The organism is Pseudomonas sp. FDAARGOS_380 (assembly GCF_002591235.1).
Lineage (GTDB): Bacteria > Pseudomonadota > Gammaproteobacteria > Pseudomonadales > Pseudomonadaceae > Aquipseudomonas > Aquipseudomonas salmasensis.
This window is the reverse complement of the sequence record NZ_CP023969.1, coordinates 1,148,118-1,165,035: the sequence shown is the minus strand read 5'-3', so window position 1 is coordinate 1,165,035 and position 16,918 is coordinate 1,148,118. Positions and strand designations below refer to the sequence as shown.

Here is a 16,918-nt window from a genome sequence, read left to right as displayed (position 1 = left end):
CTATCGCAGGCAAGCCAGCTCCCACATTGGATCGTAGTGAATTTGAGTTAACCTGACTTCCCTTGCCTCTGCCGAGCGTTCCATGTCCGACTTGCTCGACCGTTACCCGCTCACCGCGGGCACCTATCACGAACTGCTGGATGCCAGCGGCGCGGTGCGTGCCCATTGGCGACGCTTGTTCGATCACCTGCAACGCAGCACGCCCGCACAACTGGCCCAGCGCCAGGCGTTGTTGACGCGCCAGATCCAGGAAAACGGCGTGACCTACAACGTCTACGCCGACCCCAAGGGTGCCGACCGCCCCTGGGAGCTGGACCTGTTGCCCCATGTGCTGGCGGCCGAGGAGTGGCAGCAACTGTCGGCCGGCATCGCCCAGCGTGCGCGTTTGCTCAATGCGGTGCTGGCCGACCTGTATGGCCCGCAACGCCTGATTAAGGAAGGCTTGCTGCCGGCCGAATTGGTGTTCGGGCATAACAATTTTCTGTGGCCGTGCCAGGGTATCCAGCCGCCTGACGGTGCGTTCCTGCATCTGTACGCAGTCGACCTGGCGCGCACCCCGGATGGCCGCTGGTGGGTCACCGCCGACCGCACCCAAGCCCCGTCGGGCGCCGGCTATGCCCTGGAAAACCGCACCATCGTGTCCCGCGCCTTCCCGGACCTGTACCGGGATATGCAGGTGCAGCACCTCACCGGGTTCTTTCGCACGTTGCAGGAAACCCTGGCGCGCCAGGCCCCTGGCGATGACCAGCCGCCACTGATCGTGTTGCTCACGCCGGGGCGTTTCAACGAAAGCTATTTCGAACACCTGTACCTGGCGCGCCAGCTCGGCTACCCCTTGGTCGAGGGCGGCGACCTCACCGTGCGCGACAGCACCGTGTTCCTGAAAACCCTCAGCGGCCTGCGCCGGGTAAACGCAATCATGCGTCGCCTTGATGATGATTTCTGCGACCCGCTGGAGCTGCGCACCGACTCGGCGCTGGGCGTGCCGGGCCTGCTCGATGCCGTGCGCCAAGGCAATGTGCTGGTGGCCAATGCCTTGGGCAGCGGTGTGCTGGAGTCGCCGGGGTTGCTGGGCTTTTTGCCCAAGATCAACGAATTTTTATTCGGTGAAGCCTTGATCCTGCCGTCGATTGCCACCTGGTGGTGCGGCGAAGCGCCGGTGCTTGCCGAAGCTTTGGAAAAACTCCCGGAGCTGCTGATCAAACCGGCATTCCCCTCGCAAAGTTTCGCCCCGGTGTTTGGTCGCGACCTTGATGACGAACAGCGCCAGGCCCTGGCCGAACGCATGCGTGCGCGGCCCTATGCCTATGTCGCCCAGGAGCTGGCGCAACTGTCTCAGGCGCCGGTGTGGCACACCGTGGATGACCATCTGCAACACCGCGCCATCGGCATGCGCGTCTACGCCGTGGCCAGTGATGACGGTTATCGGGTGCTGCCCGGCGGCCTGACCCGCGTGGCGGCCGACGCCGATGCCGAGGTGGTGTCGATGCAGCGCGGCGGGGCGAGCAAGGACACCTGGGTGCTCGGCGAACGCGCGCCGGGTGGCGAGCAGTGGCGCGCCCAACGCACCATTGGCGCCTATGACCTGGTGCGCCGCGATCCCTATCTGCCCTCGCGCGTGGTGGAAAACCTGTTCTGGTTCGGGCGTTACTGCGAGCGCTGCGATGACAGTGCGCGCTGGCTGCGCGTGGTGTTGGCGCGGTATGTCGATGGCGATGATCCGCTGGCGCTGCAGGCCGCCGTCGAACTTGGCGAAAGCCTGCGCCTGTTGCCGGAAGAGGGCGAGCTGCCGGAGCGTCTGCTCGCGGCCTTGCTGGGTGATGACTGGCCTTCAAGCCTGCGCGCCAATTTGCAGCGCTTGCAGTGGGCGGCGTCCCAGGTGCGCGGCAAGTTGTCCCGGGAAAACTGGCAGGCCCTGGTGGAGCTGCAGCGTGAAGCCATGGAGCTGGAAAGCGACACTGCGGACTTTGGCGAGCTGCTCGACTTTCTCAACCGCCTGGTGATGTCCCTGGCGGCGCTGTCCGGGTTTGCCCTGGACGACATGACTCGCGATGAAGGCTGGCGCTTCTTGATGATGGGTCGGCGCATCGAGCGTCTGCAGTTTCTGAGCAGCAGCCTTGCGGCGTTCCTGCGTGGTGTGGCGGTGTTCGATCAGGCCGGGCTGGAATGGTTGCTGGAGCTGGGCAATAGCAGCATCACCTACCGTTCGCGCTACCTGGCGGTGCCGCAGTTGATCCCGGTGCTCGACCTGCTGCTGCTCGACGAGCAGAACCCCCATGCGGTGCTGTTCCAGCTCAAGTTGGTGAGCCGCACCTTGCGCCGTCTCAATGATGATTTTGGCGTGCCTCGTGAAAACGGGCTGGCGCCGTTGGTCGAGCGCCTGGCGCATTTTGACCTGGGTTGCCTCGAGAACGGCCTGTTTGGCGAAACCAGCGTGCGTGCCGCCCTGGACGGCCTGGCCGACTTGCTGCAAGCGGTGGCCGATGAAAGCGGGCAAGTGTCGGATCGCTTGGCGTTGCGCCATTTTGCCCACGTGGATGATGTCAGCCAGCAGACGGTGTCGGTGTAATGAGCGCGCGCTACCAGATTTTCCACGATACCCATTACCACTACGACAGCCCGGTGTCCCTGGCCCAGCAACTGGCGCACCTGTGGCCACGGCCGTGCGCCTGGCAGAAGTGCACCTGGCAGCAGTTGGATATTAGCCCGGAACCCACCTCGCGCCGCGACGAACTGGACGTGTTCGGCAACCCGATCACCCGTCTGGCGTTCGAACGGCCCCATGATGAATTGCTGGTGAACGCCGGGCTCACCGTGGAAGTGCTGGCGCGGCCTGTTCTGGATTTCCAGCGCTCGCCGCCCTGGGACCACACCCGCGACAGCCTGACCTACAGCAGCCAGGCCTTGAGCGCCGAGCTGATCGAAGCCTGCCGTTATCGCTTCGAATCTCCTTATGTCCATCTGAAGAAAACCTTCGTCGAGTTCTCAGAAAGCTGCTTCCCGCCCGGCGAGCCTTTACTGCTGGGCACGCAGGCATTGATGGAGAAGATCTTCAGCGAATTTACCTTCGATGCCGAAGCCACCCAGGTCGCCACACCGCTGGTGGAAGTGCTGGAGCGCCGTCGCGGCGTGTGCCAGGACTTCGCTCACCTGATGCTTGCCTGCCTGCGTTCCCGTGGCCTGGCGGCGCGCTATATCAGCGGCTACCTGCTCACCCAGCCACCGCCCGGCCAGCCACGGCTGATCGGCGCCGATGCTTCCCATGCGTGGGTTTCGGTGTTTTGCCCGGTATCAGGCTGGGTGGATTTTGACCCGACCAACAATGTGCAGCCGGCGCTGGAGCACATCACCCTGGCCTGGGGCCGGGATTTCTCTGATGTGTCGCCGTTGCGGGGGGTGATTCTGGGGGGAGGCAGCCACGACCCGGAGGTGCGGGTGACGGTGATGCCGCTGGAATAAAAAACGATGATTCCCACGCTCCGCGTGGGAATGCCTGCTGTGACGCTCTGCGTCACCCTTGCGCCGGCTTCAAGCCTGGTGCGGGACGCGGAGCTTCCGGGGATGCATTCCCACGCGGAGCGTGGGAACGATCAGCGTGGGAACGATCATTCTGCGGGGTCTTTCGGGGTTTCGGTCTCGTCAGTTGCCGCTTCACCTTCGGCATCCGGGTTCAGCGCGCCGGCTTCTTCGTCTGCAGCGGCTTTCTTGCGTTGCAGCTTTTCCTCTTTCTTCTGTTCCTTGGCCAAGTCTCTCTGACGTTTGGCGAAGGAGTAATTAGGTTTGGCCATGGGCGATCCTCTAGGGTCGAAGGTGAGGGTGGGCGGCGCGCAGCTGCCTTGGGTCGTCATGGTAGCAGCTTCGTGGTGCCCTTTGCTTTCACTTACCGCAGGCGTAGGCAGCCAGAAGGCCGTTGAACAGGTGATTAAGGTGCATGGCATGAACTCCCGTGAGTGGTGGGCCGATCATAGGCAGGGTGCGGCAGTTTGGCTGGTTGATTGTGTTGATGAAGCTGATAGCCTAAAGTTGTATACAATCTGTTGATTCAGATCATAAGAACTCAAGCCTGATTGAGGCACCCTTACCGCAATCCGCGTTTTTAAAACCCTGCCTTGGAGATTCACATGTTTGCCAAACTCGTTGCTGTTTCCCTGCTGACTCTGGCGAGCGGCCAGTTGCTTGCTGCAGAGTGCAAGGTCACTGTCGACTCCACTGACCAGATGTCTTTCAACACCAAAGAAATCACTATCGACAAGAGCTGCAAGCAGTTCACCGTCGAGCTGACTCATTCGGGCAACTTGCCAAAGAACGTGATGGGCCATAACTGGGTGCTGACCACCGAAGCCAATATGCAGCCTGTGGCTACCGAAGGTATGTCTGCTGGTATCGAGAAGGATTACCTCAAGCCAGGCGACGACCGTATCATCGCCCACACCAAGATCATCGGCGCTGGTGAGAAAGACTCGGTGACCTTCGACGTCTCCAAGCTGAAGGCTGATGAGAAGTACAGCTTCTTCTGCTCGTTCCCAGGCCACATCTCGATGATGAAAGGTGCTGTGGTTCTGAAGTAAGACCGCGTTATCGTTCTTCGCGAGCAAGCCCGCTCCCACACTTGACCGAGTTCCAGCATGAGAATGCGGTCGAATGTGGGAGCGGGCTTGCTCGCGAAGGCGATCTGACAATCAATGCAAAACGATCAGGTTCACCTCAAGGCGCAAACGGCATCACCCGCTTGTGCTCAGTCTTGCGATAGGTCTCGCAGATAATCCTGAACGCCTCCTCACGCACCGGCTCACCCTGCAGGAACGCATCGATCTCGGCATAGGTCACGCCATGTGACGCTTCGTCCGGCTTGCCCGGCGACAGGTCTTCCAGGTCGGCGGTCGGCACCTTCTCCACCAGCGATTCCGGCGCGCCAAAGTGGCGGGCAATGGCACGCACCTGGTGCTTCACCAGCCCGCTCAACGGCGCCAGGTCACAGGCCCCGTCACCGAACTTGGTGAAAAAGCCCATCACCGCTTCTGCCGCATGGTCGGTGCCGATCACCAAGCCTCCGGCCGCGCCGGCGATGGTGTACTGGGCCACCATGCGCATGCGCGCCTTGGTGTTGCCCAGCACGAAGTCACGGGACGCTGCGGCCTTGCCTTCAAAGGCAGCCACTTCATTGGCCAGGGCTTTTACTGCCGGGCCGATATTCACGGTGTGGCGTTCGTCCGGCTCGATAAAGTCCGCGCAAGCCTGGGCGTCGTGTTCGTCGAACTGGGTTTCGTAGGGCAGGCGCACGGCGATAAAACGATAAGCCTCATCGCCCGTGCTGGCGCGCAGCTCCTGCATCGCACGTTGGGCCAACAGGCCTGCGGTCAGGGAATCGACACCGCCACTGATGCCGAGCACCAGGGTCTTGAGCCCGGAATTGCGCAGGCAGTCCTGGATAAAGGCCACGCGCCGGGCAACTTCGGCTTCAAGGGCGGCCTGGTCTTTGAACGGGGCTTGCACCTTTAGCTGTTGCGCAATCTCACGCTGTACGGCTTGCATGATTCACTCCTTGCTGGATAGGGCAGGTACTTTGAAAACGTGACGCAAATAGGCGACAAAATTCGGATCGGTGCAATGGGTCTTGCCCGCTTCATCGGAGATCTTCGCGACGGGCTGGCCATTGCAGGCGGTCATTTTAAGCACGATGCTCATCGGTTCCACCCCTGGAATATCACAGGTCAGGTTAGTGCCGATGCCAAAGCTCACATTAATGCGACCACGCAACGCCCGGAATATTTCCAACGCCTTGGGCAATGTCAGACTGTCGGAGAACACCAAGGTCTTGCTCATCGGTTCGATGCCCAGCTTGTGGTAGTGAGCGATGGCTTTTTCTGCCCACTGGATTGGATCACCGGAGTCATGGCGCAGGCCGTCGAACAGCTTGGCGAAGTACAAGTCGAAGTCGCCCAGGAACGCGTCGGTGGTGATGCAATCGGTGAGGGCGATACCCAGCAGGCCACGGTACTCGCGCACCCAGCAATCAAGGGCGGCGATCTGGCTGTCGATCAGGCGTGGGCCGAGTTGCTGGTGGGCCATGATCCATTCATGGGCCATGGTGCCCAGCGGCTTCATATCGAACTCACGGGCCAGGTGCACGTTGCTGGTGCCGACAAAACGCCCCGGGAAATCGTGCTTGAGCACGCTGACCACTTCCTCTTGCACCCGGTAGGAGAAGCGCCGGCGTGTGCCGAAGTCCGCCACTTGCAGCTCCGACAGCTCGTCGCTGCTGGCATTGGCGGTCAGCCAGTCGAACTTGCGGTACAGCTGCTCGCGGGCCTGTTCAAGGATCACGGTCTGGTAGCGGTAGCGGTTACGCACCTCGCTGACGATGGCCAGCATCGGCACTTCAAACAGGATCACATGCAGCCACGGCCCGCGCAGGCGGATAAACAACTCGCCGTTCTCGATGCCGGTTTGCACATACCGCAGGTTGAAGCGAAACAGCCCGAGGAAGCGTAAAAAGTCCGGCTTCATAAAGCTGATGCGTTCCAGGAAGCCCAGTTGATCGGGGCTCAGGCTCAGCTCGGCGAGGCGCTCGATCTGGTAACGGATCTCCGCCAGGTAAGGGCGCAGGTCTTCACTGTTACGGCAACGAAACTCCCATTCAACTTCCACGTTCGGGTAGTTGTGCAGCACCGCCTGCATCATGGTCAGCTTGTAGAAGTCGGTGTCGAGCAGGTTCTGCACGATGCGATCGGCAAACACACTCTCGCTCATAACGGGAATCTCCAGACGGGTCGGCGATGGAGGCCGGCCTTTACGCACAATTGAGGAAGGGGGTTAGTGGCGCATAGACCTGTGGGGGATTGCCAGTGATTTTTTTGCCAAGGCCACTGGCGCTTTCGCGAGCAAGCCCGCTCCCACACTTGGAATGCACTTCAAATGTGGGAGCGGGCTTGCTCGCGAAAGCGATATGTCAGGCACTAAATAACCTGCTCCATCATCCACTTCACAAATTCGCGCACCTTGGGCACCTCCGCAGAATGCTCAGGATACGCCAGGTAATAAGCATCCTGGCTTGGCATCCCATACTGCCAGGGAATCACCAACTTGCCCTCGGCCAATTCTTCCTCCACCAGAAAACGCGGCAACAACGCCACGCCACACCCCACCTGCGCCGCACGGATGCACATGTAGAACGTGTCGAACCGCGGCCCATGGTAGCTGTGCTCGGTATGAAAGCCCTGGCTGGCGAACCAGTCATGCCAACCCTGAGGCCGCGAGGCGTTTTGCAGCAGCACCAACTCGCTCAGTTGCGTGGGGTCGGTGAAGGGTTCGGCGGGGAGGCTCTCGGGCGCACACACCGGTACCAGCTCTTCACTGAACAATTTCAGGCTCTCGGTACCGGGGCGTGCGCCTTGGCCGAAGTAGAACGCCATGTCGGCCTTGCCTTGCAGCAACTCGTCCGGGTCCTGCTCGTTGCACAGGTCCAGGTGGATCTGCGGATGGCGCAAACGCCAACCCTTGAGGCGCGGCACCAGCCAGCGTGCGCCGAAGGTGTAGGGCGTGGACACGCGCAGCACTTCGGTTTCGCCGCCGTAGGAGCGCAGGTAGTGGGTGGACATTTCCACCTGGGTGAGGATCTTGCGCACTTCCACCAGGTACAGGTCGCCCGCCGGGGTCATCTGCAAGCGCCGGCGCACGCGGCGAAACAGCAGGTGTTGCAACAGTTCTTCCAACTGCGCCACCTGTTTGCTCACCGCGCTTTGGGTGAGGTTCAGTTCCTCGGCGGCGCGGGTGAAGCTCAGGTGGCGGGTGGCCGCTTCGAAACACTGCAGGGCGGTGATCGAGGGCAAATGTCTTTTGTTCAGCACGGCAGGCCTCTTTTTATTCTTTGCATGAATAAAGGGAATGATATCTCGCCTAATCGTCGTTTGTTGGCAAGTCTTGGGCCAGCTACAAATAGGGCCAGGATCGCCGTGCGTATTGCGGTGCGAATTTTTGTATGCAGATTGAAGGAGTGACCCATGGTTGCCGCATTGCTTGATCGTCTCGGGGTAAACCCGGCGCTGTACCAGGCCGGGAAACAACCCGTGCATTCACCGATTGATGGCAGCCGTATCGGCAGTGTCCATTGGGAAGGGGCCGCCGAGGTGGAGCAACAGGTCAGTCGCGCCGAGCATGCATTCGAAGCCTGGCGCAAGGTGCCGGCACCGCGACGTGGCGAGCTGGTGCGCCAGTTCGGTGATGTATTGCGCGAATACAAGGCCGACCTGGGTGAACTCGTTTCCTGGGAAGCCGGCAAGATCACCCAGGAAGGCTTGGGGGAAGTGCAGGAAATGATCGACATCTGCGACTTCGCCGTCGGTCTGTCGCGCCAGCTCTACGGCTTGACCATCGCCTCCGAGCGCCCAGGCCACCATATGCGTGAAACCTGGCACCCGCTGGGCGTGGTCGGCGTGATCAGCGCCTTCAACTTCCCCGTGGCCGTGTGGGCGTGGAACACTGCGCTGGCCTTGGTGTGCGGCAACGCGGTGATCTGGAAACCGTCGGAAAAGACCCCGCTCACCGCACTGGCCTGCCAAGCCCTGTTCGAGCGCGTGTTGAAAAAATTCGACGGTGCCCCCGAGTACCTCAGCCAAGTGATCATCGGCGGCCGCGACGCTGGCGCTGCGCTGGTGGATGACCCGCGCGTCGCCCTGATCAGCGCCACCGGCAGCACGCGCATGGGCCGTGAAGTGGCACCCAAAGTCGCCGCGCGTTTCGCCCGCAGCATTCTTGAGCTGGGCGGCAACAACGCGATGATCCTCGGCCCAAGCGCCGACCTGGACATGGCCGTACGCGCCATCCTGTTCAGCGCAGTGGGCACCGCCGGCCAACGCTGCACCACCCTGCGCCGGCTGATCGCCCATGAGTCGGTCAAAGAAGAAATCGTCACCCGCCTCAAGGCCGCCTATTCCAAGGTGCGCATCGGCCACCCGCTGGAAGGCAACCTGATCGGCCCGCTGATCGACAAGCACAGCTTCGACAACATGCAGGACGCCCTTGAGCAAGCCTTGAGCGAAGGCGGCAAGGTGTTCGGCGGCAAGCGCCAACTGCAAGACACATTCCCCAACGCCTATTACGTATCGCCGGCCATCGTGGAAATGCCCGAGCAAAGCGACGTGGTGTGCAGCGAAACCTTCGCGCCGATTCTTTACGTGGTCGGCTACACCGACTTCGCCGAAGCCCTGCGCCTGAACAACGCCGTGCCGCAAGGCTTGTCGTCCTGCATCTTCACCACCGACGTGCGTGAGGCCGAGCAGTTCATGTCGGCGGTGGGCAGCGACTGTGGCATCGCCAACGTCAACATCGGCCCGAGCGGTGCAGAGATCGGTGGCGCGTTCGGGGGTGAAAAAGAGACCGGCGGCGGGCGTGAATCGGGCTCGGATGCGTGGCGCGGGTATATGCGCAGGCAAACCAATACTGTGAACTACTCGCTGGAACTGCCGTTGGCACAAGGCATCACGTTCGACTGACCAGACTGATCGTTCCCACGCTCTGCGTGGGAACGCATTCTGTGACGCTCCGCGTCACGACAATGCGGACGCGGAGCGTCCAAGGCTACATTCCCACGCAGAGCGTGGGAACGAGCGGTGGTGAATTCATCCCGGAGTCTGGCAATGGCACTGCGCGAAACATGTTTATGGGAACACCTCACTCCAGGCCGCCCGGACCGAGCCGCGCTCAAGGGCGCGGTCAAGGTGGATGTGTGCGTGATCGGCGCCGGCATCACCGGTTTGTCGGCGGCCATTCATTTGCTGGAACAGGGTAAAAGCGTCGCCGTACTGGAGGCCCATCGCACCGGCCACGGCGGTTCGGGGCGCAACGTCGGGCTGGTCAATGCCGGCCTGTGGATTCCACCGGACGAGATCGAGGCCGGTTTCGGTACGGCGGTGGGCAGCCAGCTCAACCGCATGTTGGGTGCGGCGCCGTCCCTGGTGTTCAGCCTGATCGACAAGTACAACATCGACTGCCAATTGCGCCGTGAAGGCACCTTGCACATGGCGCACAACGCCCGTGGCGAGGCGGACTTGCGCAGCCGTGAGCAGCAGTGGAAACGCCGTGGCGCGCCGGTTGAGTTACTCACCGGCCAGGCCTGCGAGCACGCCACCGGTACCCGCAAAATCGCCGCCGCATTGCTGGATCGGCGCGCCGGCACCTTGAACCCGATGGCCTATACCACGGGGTTGGCGAATGCCGCCGTGGGGCTGGGCGGGCAATTGTTCGATCATTCGCCGGTCACCCAGCTTGAGCGCCAAGGCGCCGATTGGTCGGTGCAGACTGCCGAGGGCGCGGTGCAGGCCGCCCAGGTGGTGATCGCCTCCAATGCTTACACCGAAGGCGAATGGACCGAGCTGCGGCGTAACTTCTTCCCCGGCTATTACTACCAGGTGGCCTCGGCGCCGCTGACCGATGACGCGGCCAAGCAAATCCTCCCCGGCGGCCACGGCTCATGGGACACCCGCCAGGTCCTGAGCAGTATTCGCCGCGATGCCGATGGCCGCCTGTTGCTCGGCAGCCTGGGCAATGGCAACCAGAAACCGGCATGGTTTCTCAAAGCGTGGGCCGATCGGGTGCAGCAACACTACTTCCCGTACCTCAAACCGGTGCAATGGGAATACACCTGGACCGGCTGCATCGCGTTCACCCCTGACCACTTGATGCGCCTGTTCGAACCGGCCCCCGGCCTGGTGGCGGTTACCGGTTATAACGGGCGCGGGGTGACCACCGGCAGCGTGGTGGGCAAGGCGTTTGCCGACTACCTGTGTCACCAGGATCCCCAAGCCTTGCCGATCCCCTTTGCCCGCATGCAGCCCCTGGCCGCCGTGGGCCTGCGCAGTTGCCTGTATGAAGCCGGTTTCTCGCTCTATCACGCCGGACAATGCCTGAGGATCGTGATCTGATCAGCGAAATACCCCTCAGAAGCCTGCATTTTCTTAGCAGGCTACCCATCTGTATTGGTGCAAGTCGTAGCAATCACGCACTGTAAATGTGCAGTTCCGTTACGCACGTTGTTACAGCTGTAGGAACTGTCGTTTATGCCTGTGGTTGCAGGTGCGACCTGCCAGGGTTGTACTTTTTTGCAGTGTTGGTTGCACCTGTAGACGCTAGACGGTTGCACGTCCTGGCAAAAGGCGTCGAAACGCCTGTAATAACAATGACACCGTGTCTTTTTGAAGAATAAAAACGTAATGGCACGCGGCTTGCTCTGAGCTTTCAGTGAAAGGTTTGAATGCAAGTTGTCGTGCCAAAAATCAAAAATATCGGAGCACCACTCATGTCCCAGACGTTTTACAAGAAAGGTTTTCTGGCCCTCGCCGTTGCTGCGGCGCTGGGTGTTTCTACGTTTGTTCAAGCTGATGTGAAAATTGGTGTGGCGGGCCCGATGACGGGTGCCAACGCCGCTTTCGGTGAGCAGTACATGAAGGGTGCCCAGGCGGCAGCCGACGTTATCAACAAGGCCGGCGGCATTAACGGCGAGCAGATCAAGCTGGTGGCCGGCGACGACGCCTGTGAACCCAAGCAGGCCGTGGCCGTGGCCAACCGCCTGGCCGACCAGGACAAAGTGATCGGCGTGGTCGGGCACTTCTGCTCATCCAATACCATCCCGGCGTCTGAGGTTTACGACGAAGCGGGCATCATCGCCATCACCCCAGGCTCCACCAACCCACAAGTGACCGAACGCGGCTTGGGCGCCATGTTCCGCATGTGCGGGCGTGACGACCAGCAAGGCATCGTCGCCGGCGATTACATCGTCGATGTGCTCAAGGGCAAGAAAGTCGCGGTGATCAACGACAAAGACACCTACGGCAAAGGCCTGGCCGACGCCACCGCTGCGCAGTTGACCAAGCGCGGCGTCAAGCCGGTGCTGGAAGAGGGCCTGACCCGTGGCGAGAAAGACTTCAGCGCCCTGGTCACCAAGATCCGCTCCCTGGGCGCCGACGTCGTGTACTTCGGCGGCCTGCATCCGGAAGCCGGCCCACTGGTGCGCCAGATCCGTGAAGCGGGCTTGAAAGACGTCAAGTTCATGTCCGATGACGGCGTGGTCACCGACGAACTGGTAGCCACCGCCGGCGGCGCGCAGTACGTCGATGGCGTGTACATGACCTTCGGCGCCGACCCGCGCCTGCTGCCAGACAGCAAGACGGTCGTGGAAGAGTTCCGCAAAAACGGCACCGAGCCAGAAGGCTACACCCTGTACGCCTACGCCTCGATCCAGGCCCTGGCCGCCGGCTTCAACGGTGCCAAGTCCAACAAGGGCGAAGACGCTGCCAAGTGGCTCAAGGCCAACCCGGTTAAAACCGTCATGGGCGAAAAAGCCTGGGATTCCAAGGGCGACCTGAAAGTCTCTGACTACGTGGTTTACCAGTGGGACAAAGACGGCAAATACCATCAGTTGGAAAAGCAGAAGTAAGTACAAGCACCACGGACTCAATGTGGGAGCGGGCTTGCTCGCGAAAGCAGAGTGTCAGTCGCCGAATGTGTTTATGACACACCGCATTCGCGAGCAAGCCCGCTCCCACATAAGGGCTGTGTTTTGACCCCGATCTGTCTTTTCCTCCAGAAGCGCCGCACACCCACCGGTGTGCAGGTGCTCACCGCGTGAGATTGCGTTATGGATGGTATTTTCCTGCAGCAACTGGTCAACGGCCTGACCCTCGGGTCGGTCTATGGCCTGATCGCCATCGGCTACACAATGGTCTATGGCATCATTGGCATGATCAACTTCGCCCACGGCGAGGTTTATATGATTTCCGCTTACCTCGCGGCGATCAGTCTGGCACTGCTGGCTTACTTTGGCATCGAATCCTTCCCGCTGCTCATTCTCGGTACCTTGATCTTCACCGTGGTCGTCACTGGCGTGTACGGTTGGGTGATTGAACGTGTCGCCTACAAACCCCTGCGTAACTCCACGCGCCTGGCACCGCTGATCAGCGCCATCGGTATCTCGCTGATTCTGCAGAACTACGCGCAGATCGCCCAGGGCGCCAAGCAACAAGGGATTCCCACCCTGCTGGCCGGCGCCTGGCGCGTCGATATCGGCACCGGGTTTGTGCAACTGACCTACACCAAAGTGTTCATCCTGGTCGCCGCTTTTGCCGGCATGGCCTTGCTCACCTACATCATCAAATACACCAAGCTGGGCCGCATGTGCCGAGCTACCCAGCAAGATCGCAAGATGGCCTCGATCCTGGGCATCAACACCGACCGCGTGATCTCCTACGTGTTTGTCATCGGTGCTGCCATGGCCGCCCTGGCCGGCGTGCTCATCACCCTCAACTACGGCACCTTCGACTTCTATGCCGGCTTCATCATCGGCATCAAGGCGTTTACCGCAGCGGTACTCGGCGGCATCGGCTCCCTGCCTGGGGCGATGCTCGGCGGGATCATCCTCGGTATTTCCGAGTCGCTGTTCTCGGGGTTGATCAACTCTGACTACAAAGACGTGTTCAGTTTCTCCCTGCTGGTGGTGATTCTGATTTTCCGTCCCCAGGGCCTGCTTGGTCGCCCACTCGTGGCTAAGGTGTAAACATGTCTGCTGCCAAATCCATTGATATCAAGAAAAGTGTGGTCGATACGGTGCTCGCGGGGCTGATTTCGCTGATCGTGTTCGGCCCGATTGTCGGCGTGGTGCTCGACGGCTACAGCTTCAACCTGGAACCTGCGCGGGTTGCCGTGCTGGTCGCCATCGTCATGGCCGGGCGCTTTGCCCTGAGCCTGTTCCTGCAAACCCCCAAGGGCGTGAAGATCCTGCAAGGGTTTGAGAGCAGCGGCTCCGGCGTGCACGTGCTGCCACCGGACTACAAGTCGCGGCTGCGCTGGATCATCCCGGCGCTGATCGTGATCGCCATCGTGTTCCCGATCTTTGCCAACAAGTACCTGCTCACCGTGGTGATCCTGGGGCTGATCTACGTGTTGCTCGGCCTGGGCCTGAACATCGTGGTGGGCCTGGCGGGCCTGCTCGACCTGGGTTACGTGGCCTTCTACGCCATCGGTGCCTACGGCTTGGCGCTGGGTTATCAATACCTGGGCCTGGGCTTCTGGACGGTGCTGCCACTGGCGGCCATCGCGGCGGCGTTGGCGGGATGCATACTCGGTTTCCCCGTGCTGCGAATGCACGGTGACTACCTGGCCATCGTGACCCTGGGTTTTGGTGAAATCATTCGCCTGGTGCTCAACAACTGGCTGTCGTTTACCGGCGGCCCGAACGGTATGCCCGTGCCGTCACCGACCTTCCTGGGCCTGGAGTTCGGCAAGCGTGCCAAAGATGGCGGCATTCCGTTTCACGAGTTTTTCGGCATCGATTACAACCCCAACATCAAGTTCATGTTCATCTACATCGTGCTGTTTCTGGTGGTGCTGGCCGTGCTGTACATCAAGCATCGCTTGACGCGCATGCCGGTCGGTCGCGCCTGGGAAGCCCTGCGCGAAGATGAAATCGCCTGCCGTTCCATGGGCCTGAACCATGTGCTGGTCAAACTCTCGGCCTTCACCATTGGCGCGTCCACCGCCGGTTTGGCCGGGGTGTTCTTTGCCAGCTACCAGGGCTTCGTCAACCCGTCGTCGTTTACCTTCTTTGAGTCAGCGTTGATCCTCGCCATCGTGGTGTTGGGCGGCATGGGCTCGACGGTCGGCGTGGTGATTGCCGCGTTTGTGCTGACCGTGGCGCCTGAATTGCTGCGCAGCTTCTCTGAATACCGCGTACTGCTGTTTGGGGTGCTGATGGTGGTGATGATGATCTGGAGACCGCGCGGCTTGATTCGCATCAGCCGTACCGGCGTGACGCCACGTAAGGGGGTAGCGCCATGAGCAAGGAAGTCGTGCTGTCCGTCGAACACCTGATGATGCACTTCGGGGGCATCAAGGCCCTCAGTGATGTGAGCCTGCAGGTCAAACGCAACTCGATCTTCGCCCTGATCGGCCCCAACGGCGCCGGCAAGACCACGGTGTTCAACTGCCTCACCGGCTTCTACAAAGCCAGTGGCGGCAAGATCGAACTCAACGTGCGAGGCAAGCAAACCAACGTCATTCAGTTGCTGGGTGAGCGCTTTGAGGCCACCGACTTTGTGTCGCCCAAAAGCTTCCTCAGCCGTGTGTACTACAAGATGTTCGGCGGCACCCACCTGGTGAATCGCGCGGGCCTTGCGCGCACCTTCCAGAACATTCGTCTGTTCAAGGAAATGTCGGTGCTGGAAAACCTGCTGGTGGCTCAGCACATGTGGGTCAACCGCAACATGCTCGCCGGCATCCTCAATACCAAGGGCTACCGCAAGGCCGAAAGCGATGCGCTGGATTGCGCGTTCTACTGGCTGGAAGTGGTCGACCTGGTGGACTGCGCCAACCGCCTGGCCGGCGAGCTCTCCTACGGCCAGCAGCGCCGCCTGGAGATCGCCCGCGCCATGTGCACGCGGCCGCAGATCATCTGCCTGGATGAACCGGCAGCGGGCCTCAACCCTCAGGAAACCGAAGCCCTCAGCGCGATGATTCGCCTGCTGCGCGACGAACACGACCTCACGGTGGTGCTGATCGAACACGACATGGGCATGGTGATGAGTATTTCCGACCACATTGTGGTGCTGGACCACGGCAACGTGATCGCCGAAGGCGGCCCCGACGCGATCCGCAACGACCCGAAAGTGATCGCCGCCTACCTGGGCGCGGACGAAGAGGAGCTGGTATGAGTGCACCTATCCTCGAAATGAAGGACCTGGACGTGTTCTATGGCCCGATCCAGGCCCTGAAAAAAGTCTCGCTGCACATCAACGAAGGCGAAACCGTCAGCCTGATCGGCTCCAACGGCGCGGGTAAATCCACGCTGCTGATGTCGATCTTTGGCCAGCCTCGAGCCGAGTCGGGGCAGATTCTGTACAACGGCGTCGACATTACTCACAAGTCGTCTCACTACATCGCTTCCAACGGCATTGCGCAGTCGCCGGAAGGGCGGCGGGTGTTCCCCGACATGACCGTCGAGGAAAACCTGCTGATGGGCACCATCCCCATTGGCGACAAGTTCGCCAGCGAGGACATGCAGCGCATGTTCGAGCTGTTCCCCAGGCTCAAGGAGCGGCGCAACCAGCGGGCGATGACCATGTCCGGTGGTGAGCAGCAAATGCTCGCCATCGCCCGTGCGCTGATGAGCCGGCCCAAGCTGTTGCTGCTCGATGAGCCAAGCCTGGGGTTGGCGCCGATTGTGGTGAAGCAGATCTTTTCCACCCTGCGCGAGCTGGCGTCCACCGGGATGACCATCTTCCTGGTGGAGCAGAACGCCAACCATGCGCTGCGCCTGTCGGACCGGGCCTATGTGATGGTCAATGGTGAGATTCGCCTGACAGGCACGGGCAAGGAGTTGCTGGTGAACGAGGACGTGCGCAACGCCTACCTGGGTGGTCACTGACCTAAGATCCAGGCGCATCAACCCTGTGGGAACCGGGCCTTATGTGGGAGCCGGGCTTGCCCGCGATAGCATCACCTCGGTTTAGCTGACATACCGAGGTGGCCGCATCGCAGGCAAGCCAGCTCCCACCCAAAGCCGGTTCCCACATTTGTTTTTGCGATGTCCACAAGCGCTCAACCAAATTGTGGAAAACAAATCCAGCCCACCTCAAAAGCGCGACATATAGCCGCCGCAAATCCCTGTTTTGTCACAGTTTTGACTTGTCCCCATCCACTGTGGAACCGGCTGTGGGTAACGTGGGAGTAGCTGGCTGAAAGCCTTTAAATACGTGGCTTACAGCTCTGTGGTTGTTTTTTGATCAGCGTGTTTTTCACGAGCGCCCCAGGGGTTTGTCAACCTGTTTAAAGACACAGGTATATGAACGAAATAAGTCATTCCTGCCTGTGGATAAGTCTGTGACTAAACTCTGGAAAGACGCGCGCAGGGGCCGGAATGACTGGCCTGGAG

Annotated in this window: 14 protein-coding genes; 10 read left to right on the top strand and 4 right to left on the bottom strand. The window is 60.9% G+C overall.

Translation table 11 applies throughout. From position 1 onward, the window contains the following. Positions 1-82: 82 nt before the first annotated feature. On the top strand, positions 83-2,569 hold the full coding sequence (locus CRN80_RS05660) for a circularly permuted type 2 ATP-grasp protein (RefSeq protein ID WP_098949723.1): 2,487 nt from the start codon (positions 83-85) through the stop codon (positions 2,567-2,569). Beyond that, positions 2,569-3,459, top strand: a complete 891-nt coding sequence (locus tag CRN80_RS05655) for a transglutaminase family protein (RefSeq protein ID WP_032893813.1) — start codon at positions 2,569-2,571, stop codon at positions 3,457-3,459. The genes CRN80_RS05660 and CRN80_RS05655 overlap by 1 nt, the downstream gene beginning before the upstream one ends. Before the next feature lie 146 nt (positions 3,460-3,605). Here CRN80_RS05655 and CRN80_RS05650 read toward each other — a convergent pair whose 3' ends face one another. Continuing rightward, positions 3,606-3,788, bottom strand: coding sequence for a hypothetical protein (locus CRN80_RS05650; protein WP_005784271.1), 183 nt, complete (start codon positions 3,786-3,788; stop codon positions 3,606-3,608). A gap of 333 nt (positions 3,789-4,121) precedes the next feature. On the opposite strand from CRN80_RS05650, the gene azu reads away from it, so the two are divergent. Then, a complete protein-coding gene (azu, locus tag CRN80_RS05640; protein ID WP_098949721.1) occupies positions 4,122-4,568 on the top strand; it encodes an azurin in 447 nt (148 codons plus the stop codon). Between the two features lie 136 nt (positions 4,569-4,704). Here azu and nadE read toward each other — a convergent pair whose 3' ends face one another. The 3 genes from nadE to CRN80_RS05625 all read right to left on the bottom strand — a co-directional run bounded on the left by nadE (position 4,705) and on the right by CRN80_RS05625 (position 7,847). Next, positions 4,705-5,532, bottom strand: coding sequence for an ammonia-dependent NAD(+) synthetase (gene nadE / locus CRN80_RS05635; RefSeq protein WP_098949720.1), 828 nt, complete (start codon positions 5,530-5,532; stop codon positions 4,705-4,707). A 3-nt stretch (positions 5,533-5,535) separates the two neighbouring features. Beyond that, entirely contained in the window at positions 5,536-6,750 is a 1,215-nt protein-coding gene (pncB, locus tag CRN80_RS05630; protein WP_003188094.1) for a nicotinate phosphoribosyltransferase, read from the bottom strand. 206 nt (positions 6,751-6,956) lie between these two features. Next, the gene (locus CRN80_RS05625; RefSeq protein WP_098949719.1) at positions 6,957-7,847 is read right to left on the bottom strand and encodes a LysR family transcriptional regulator; all 891 of its coding nucleotides are present in this window, start codon (positions 7,845-7,847) and stop codon (positions 6,957-6,959) included. Between the two features lie 153 nt (positions 7,848-8,000). Here CRN80_RS05625 and CRN80_RS05620 point away from each other — a divergent pair, with 153 nt between their 5' ends. The 7 genes from CRN80_RS05620 (at position 8,001) to CRN80_RS05590 (ending at position 16,411) form a co-directional block, all read left to right on the top strand. Further along, positions 8,001-9,491 carry an aldehyde dehydrogenase family protein gene (locus tag CRN80_RS05620; protein ID WP_003188096.1) on the top strand — a complete coding sequence of 497 codons (1,491 nt, stop codon included), beginning with the start codon at positions 8,001-8,003 and terminating at the stop codon, positions 9,489-9,491. A 144-nt stretch (positions 9,492-9,635) separates the two neighbouring features. Beyond that, positions 9,636-10,919: an FAD-binding oxidoreductase gene (locus tag CRN80_RS05615; protein ID WP_098949718.1), complete on the top strand. Its 1,284-nt coding sequence runs from the start codon at positions 9,636-9,638 to the stop codon at positions 10,917-10,919. A 374-nt stretch (positions 10,920-11,293) separates the two neighbouring features. Beyond that, positions 11,294-12,430, top strand: coding sequence for a branched-chain amino acid ABC transporter substrate-binding protein (locus CRN80_RS05610; protein ID WP_098949717.1), 1,137 nt, complete (start codon positions 11,294-11,296; stop codon positions 12,428-12,430). 201 nt (positions 12,431-12,631) lie between these two features. After that, complete coding sequence (locus tag CRN80_RS05605) at positions 12,632-13,546, top strand: branched-chain amino acid ABC transporter permease (RefSeq protein WP_003188099.1); 915 nt, start codon at positions 12,632-12,634, stop codon at positions 13,544-13,546. A gap of 2 nt (positions 13,547-13,548) precedes the next feature. Further along, on the top strand, positions 13,549-14,826 hold the full coding sequence (gene livM / locus CRN80_RS05600; RefSeq protein ID WP_003188100.1) for a high-affinity branched-chain amino acid ABC transporter permease LivM: 1,278 nt from the start codon (positions 13,549-13,551) through the stop codon (positions 14,824-14,826). Then, positions 14,823-15,698 carry an ABC transporter ATP-binding protein gene (locus tag CRN80_RS05595; protein WP_003188102.1) on the top strand — a complete coding sequence of 292 codons (876 nt, stop codon included), beginning with the start codon at positions 14,823-14,825 and terminating at the stop codon, positions 15,696-15,698. The genes livM and CRN80_RS05595 overlap by 4 nt, the downstream gene beginning before the upstream one ends. Beyond that, positions 15,695-16,411 (top strand): ABC transporter ATP-binding protein, encoded by a 717-nt coding sequence (locus CRN80_RS05590; protein ID WP_003188103.1) that lies wholly within the window; start codon positions 15,695-15,697, stop codon positions 16,409-16,411. The genes CRN80_RS05595 and CRN80_RS05590 overlap by 4 nt, the downstream gene beginning before the upstream one ends. Positions 16,412-16,918 lie beyond the last annotated feature (507 nt).

Bases quoted from the DNA above. Each gene is read 5' to 3' on its own strand.
- CRN80_RS05620 (WP_003188096.1), top strand. From the start codon at position 8,001: ATGGTTGCCGCATTGCTTGATCGTCTCGGGGTAAACCCGGCGCTGTAC.
- livM (WP_003188100.1), top strand. From the start codon at position 13,549: ATGTCTGCTGCCAAATCCATTGATATCAAGAAAAGTGTGGTCGATACG.
- CRN80_RS05595 (WP_003188102.1), top strand. From the start codon at position 14,823: ATGAGCAAGGAAGTCGTGCTGTCCGTCGAACACCTGATGATGCACTTC.
- CRN80_RS05615 (WP_098949718.1), top strand. From the start codon at position 9,636: ATGGCACTGCGCGAAACATGTTTATGGGAACACCTCACTCCAGGCCGC.
- CRN80_RS05610 (WP_098949717.1), top strand. From the start codon at position 11,294: ATGTCCCAGACGTTTTACAAGAAAGGTTTTCTGGCCCTCGCCGTTGCT.
- azu (WP_098949721.1), top strand. From the start codon at position 4,122: ATGTTTGCCAAACTCGTTGCTGTTTCCCTGCTGACTCTGGCGAGCGGC.
- CRN80_RS05590 (WP_003188103.1), top strand. From the start codon at position 15,695: ATGAGTGCACCTATCCTCGAAATGAAGGACCTGGACGTGTTCTATGGC.
- CRN80_RS05650 (WP_005784271.1), bottom strand. From the start codon at position 3,788: ATGGCCAAACCTAATTACTCCTTCGCCAAACGTCAGAGAGACTTGGCC.
- nadE (WP_098949720.1), bottom strand. From the start codon at position 5,532: ATGCAAGCCGTACAGCGTGAGATTGCGCAACAGCTAAAGGTGCAAGCC.
- CRN80_RS05655 (WP_032893813.1), top strand. From the start codon at position 2,569: ATGAGCGCGCGCTACCAGATTTTCCACGATACCCATTACCACTACGAC.
- CRN80_RS05605 (WP_003188099.1), top strand. From the start codon at position 12,632: ATGGATGGTATTTTCCTGCAGCAACTGGTCAACGGCCTGACCCTCGGG.
- CRN80_RS05660 (WP_098949723.1), top strand. From the start codon at position 83: ATGTCCGACTTGCTCGACCGTTACCCGCTCACCGCGGGCACCTATCAC.
- pncB (WP_003188094.1), bottom strand. From the start codon at position 6,750: ATGAGCGAGAGTGTGTTTGCCGATCGCATCGTGCAGAACCTGCTCGAC.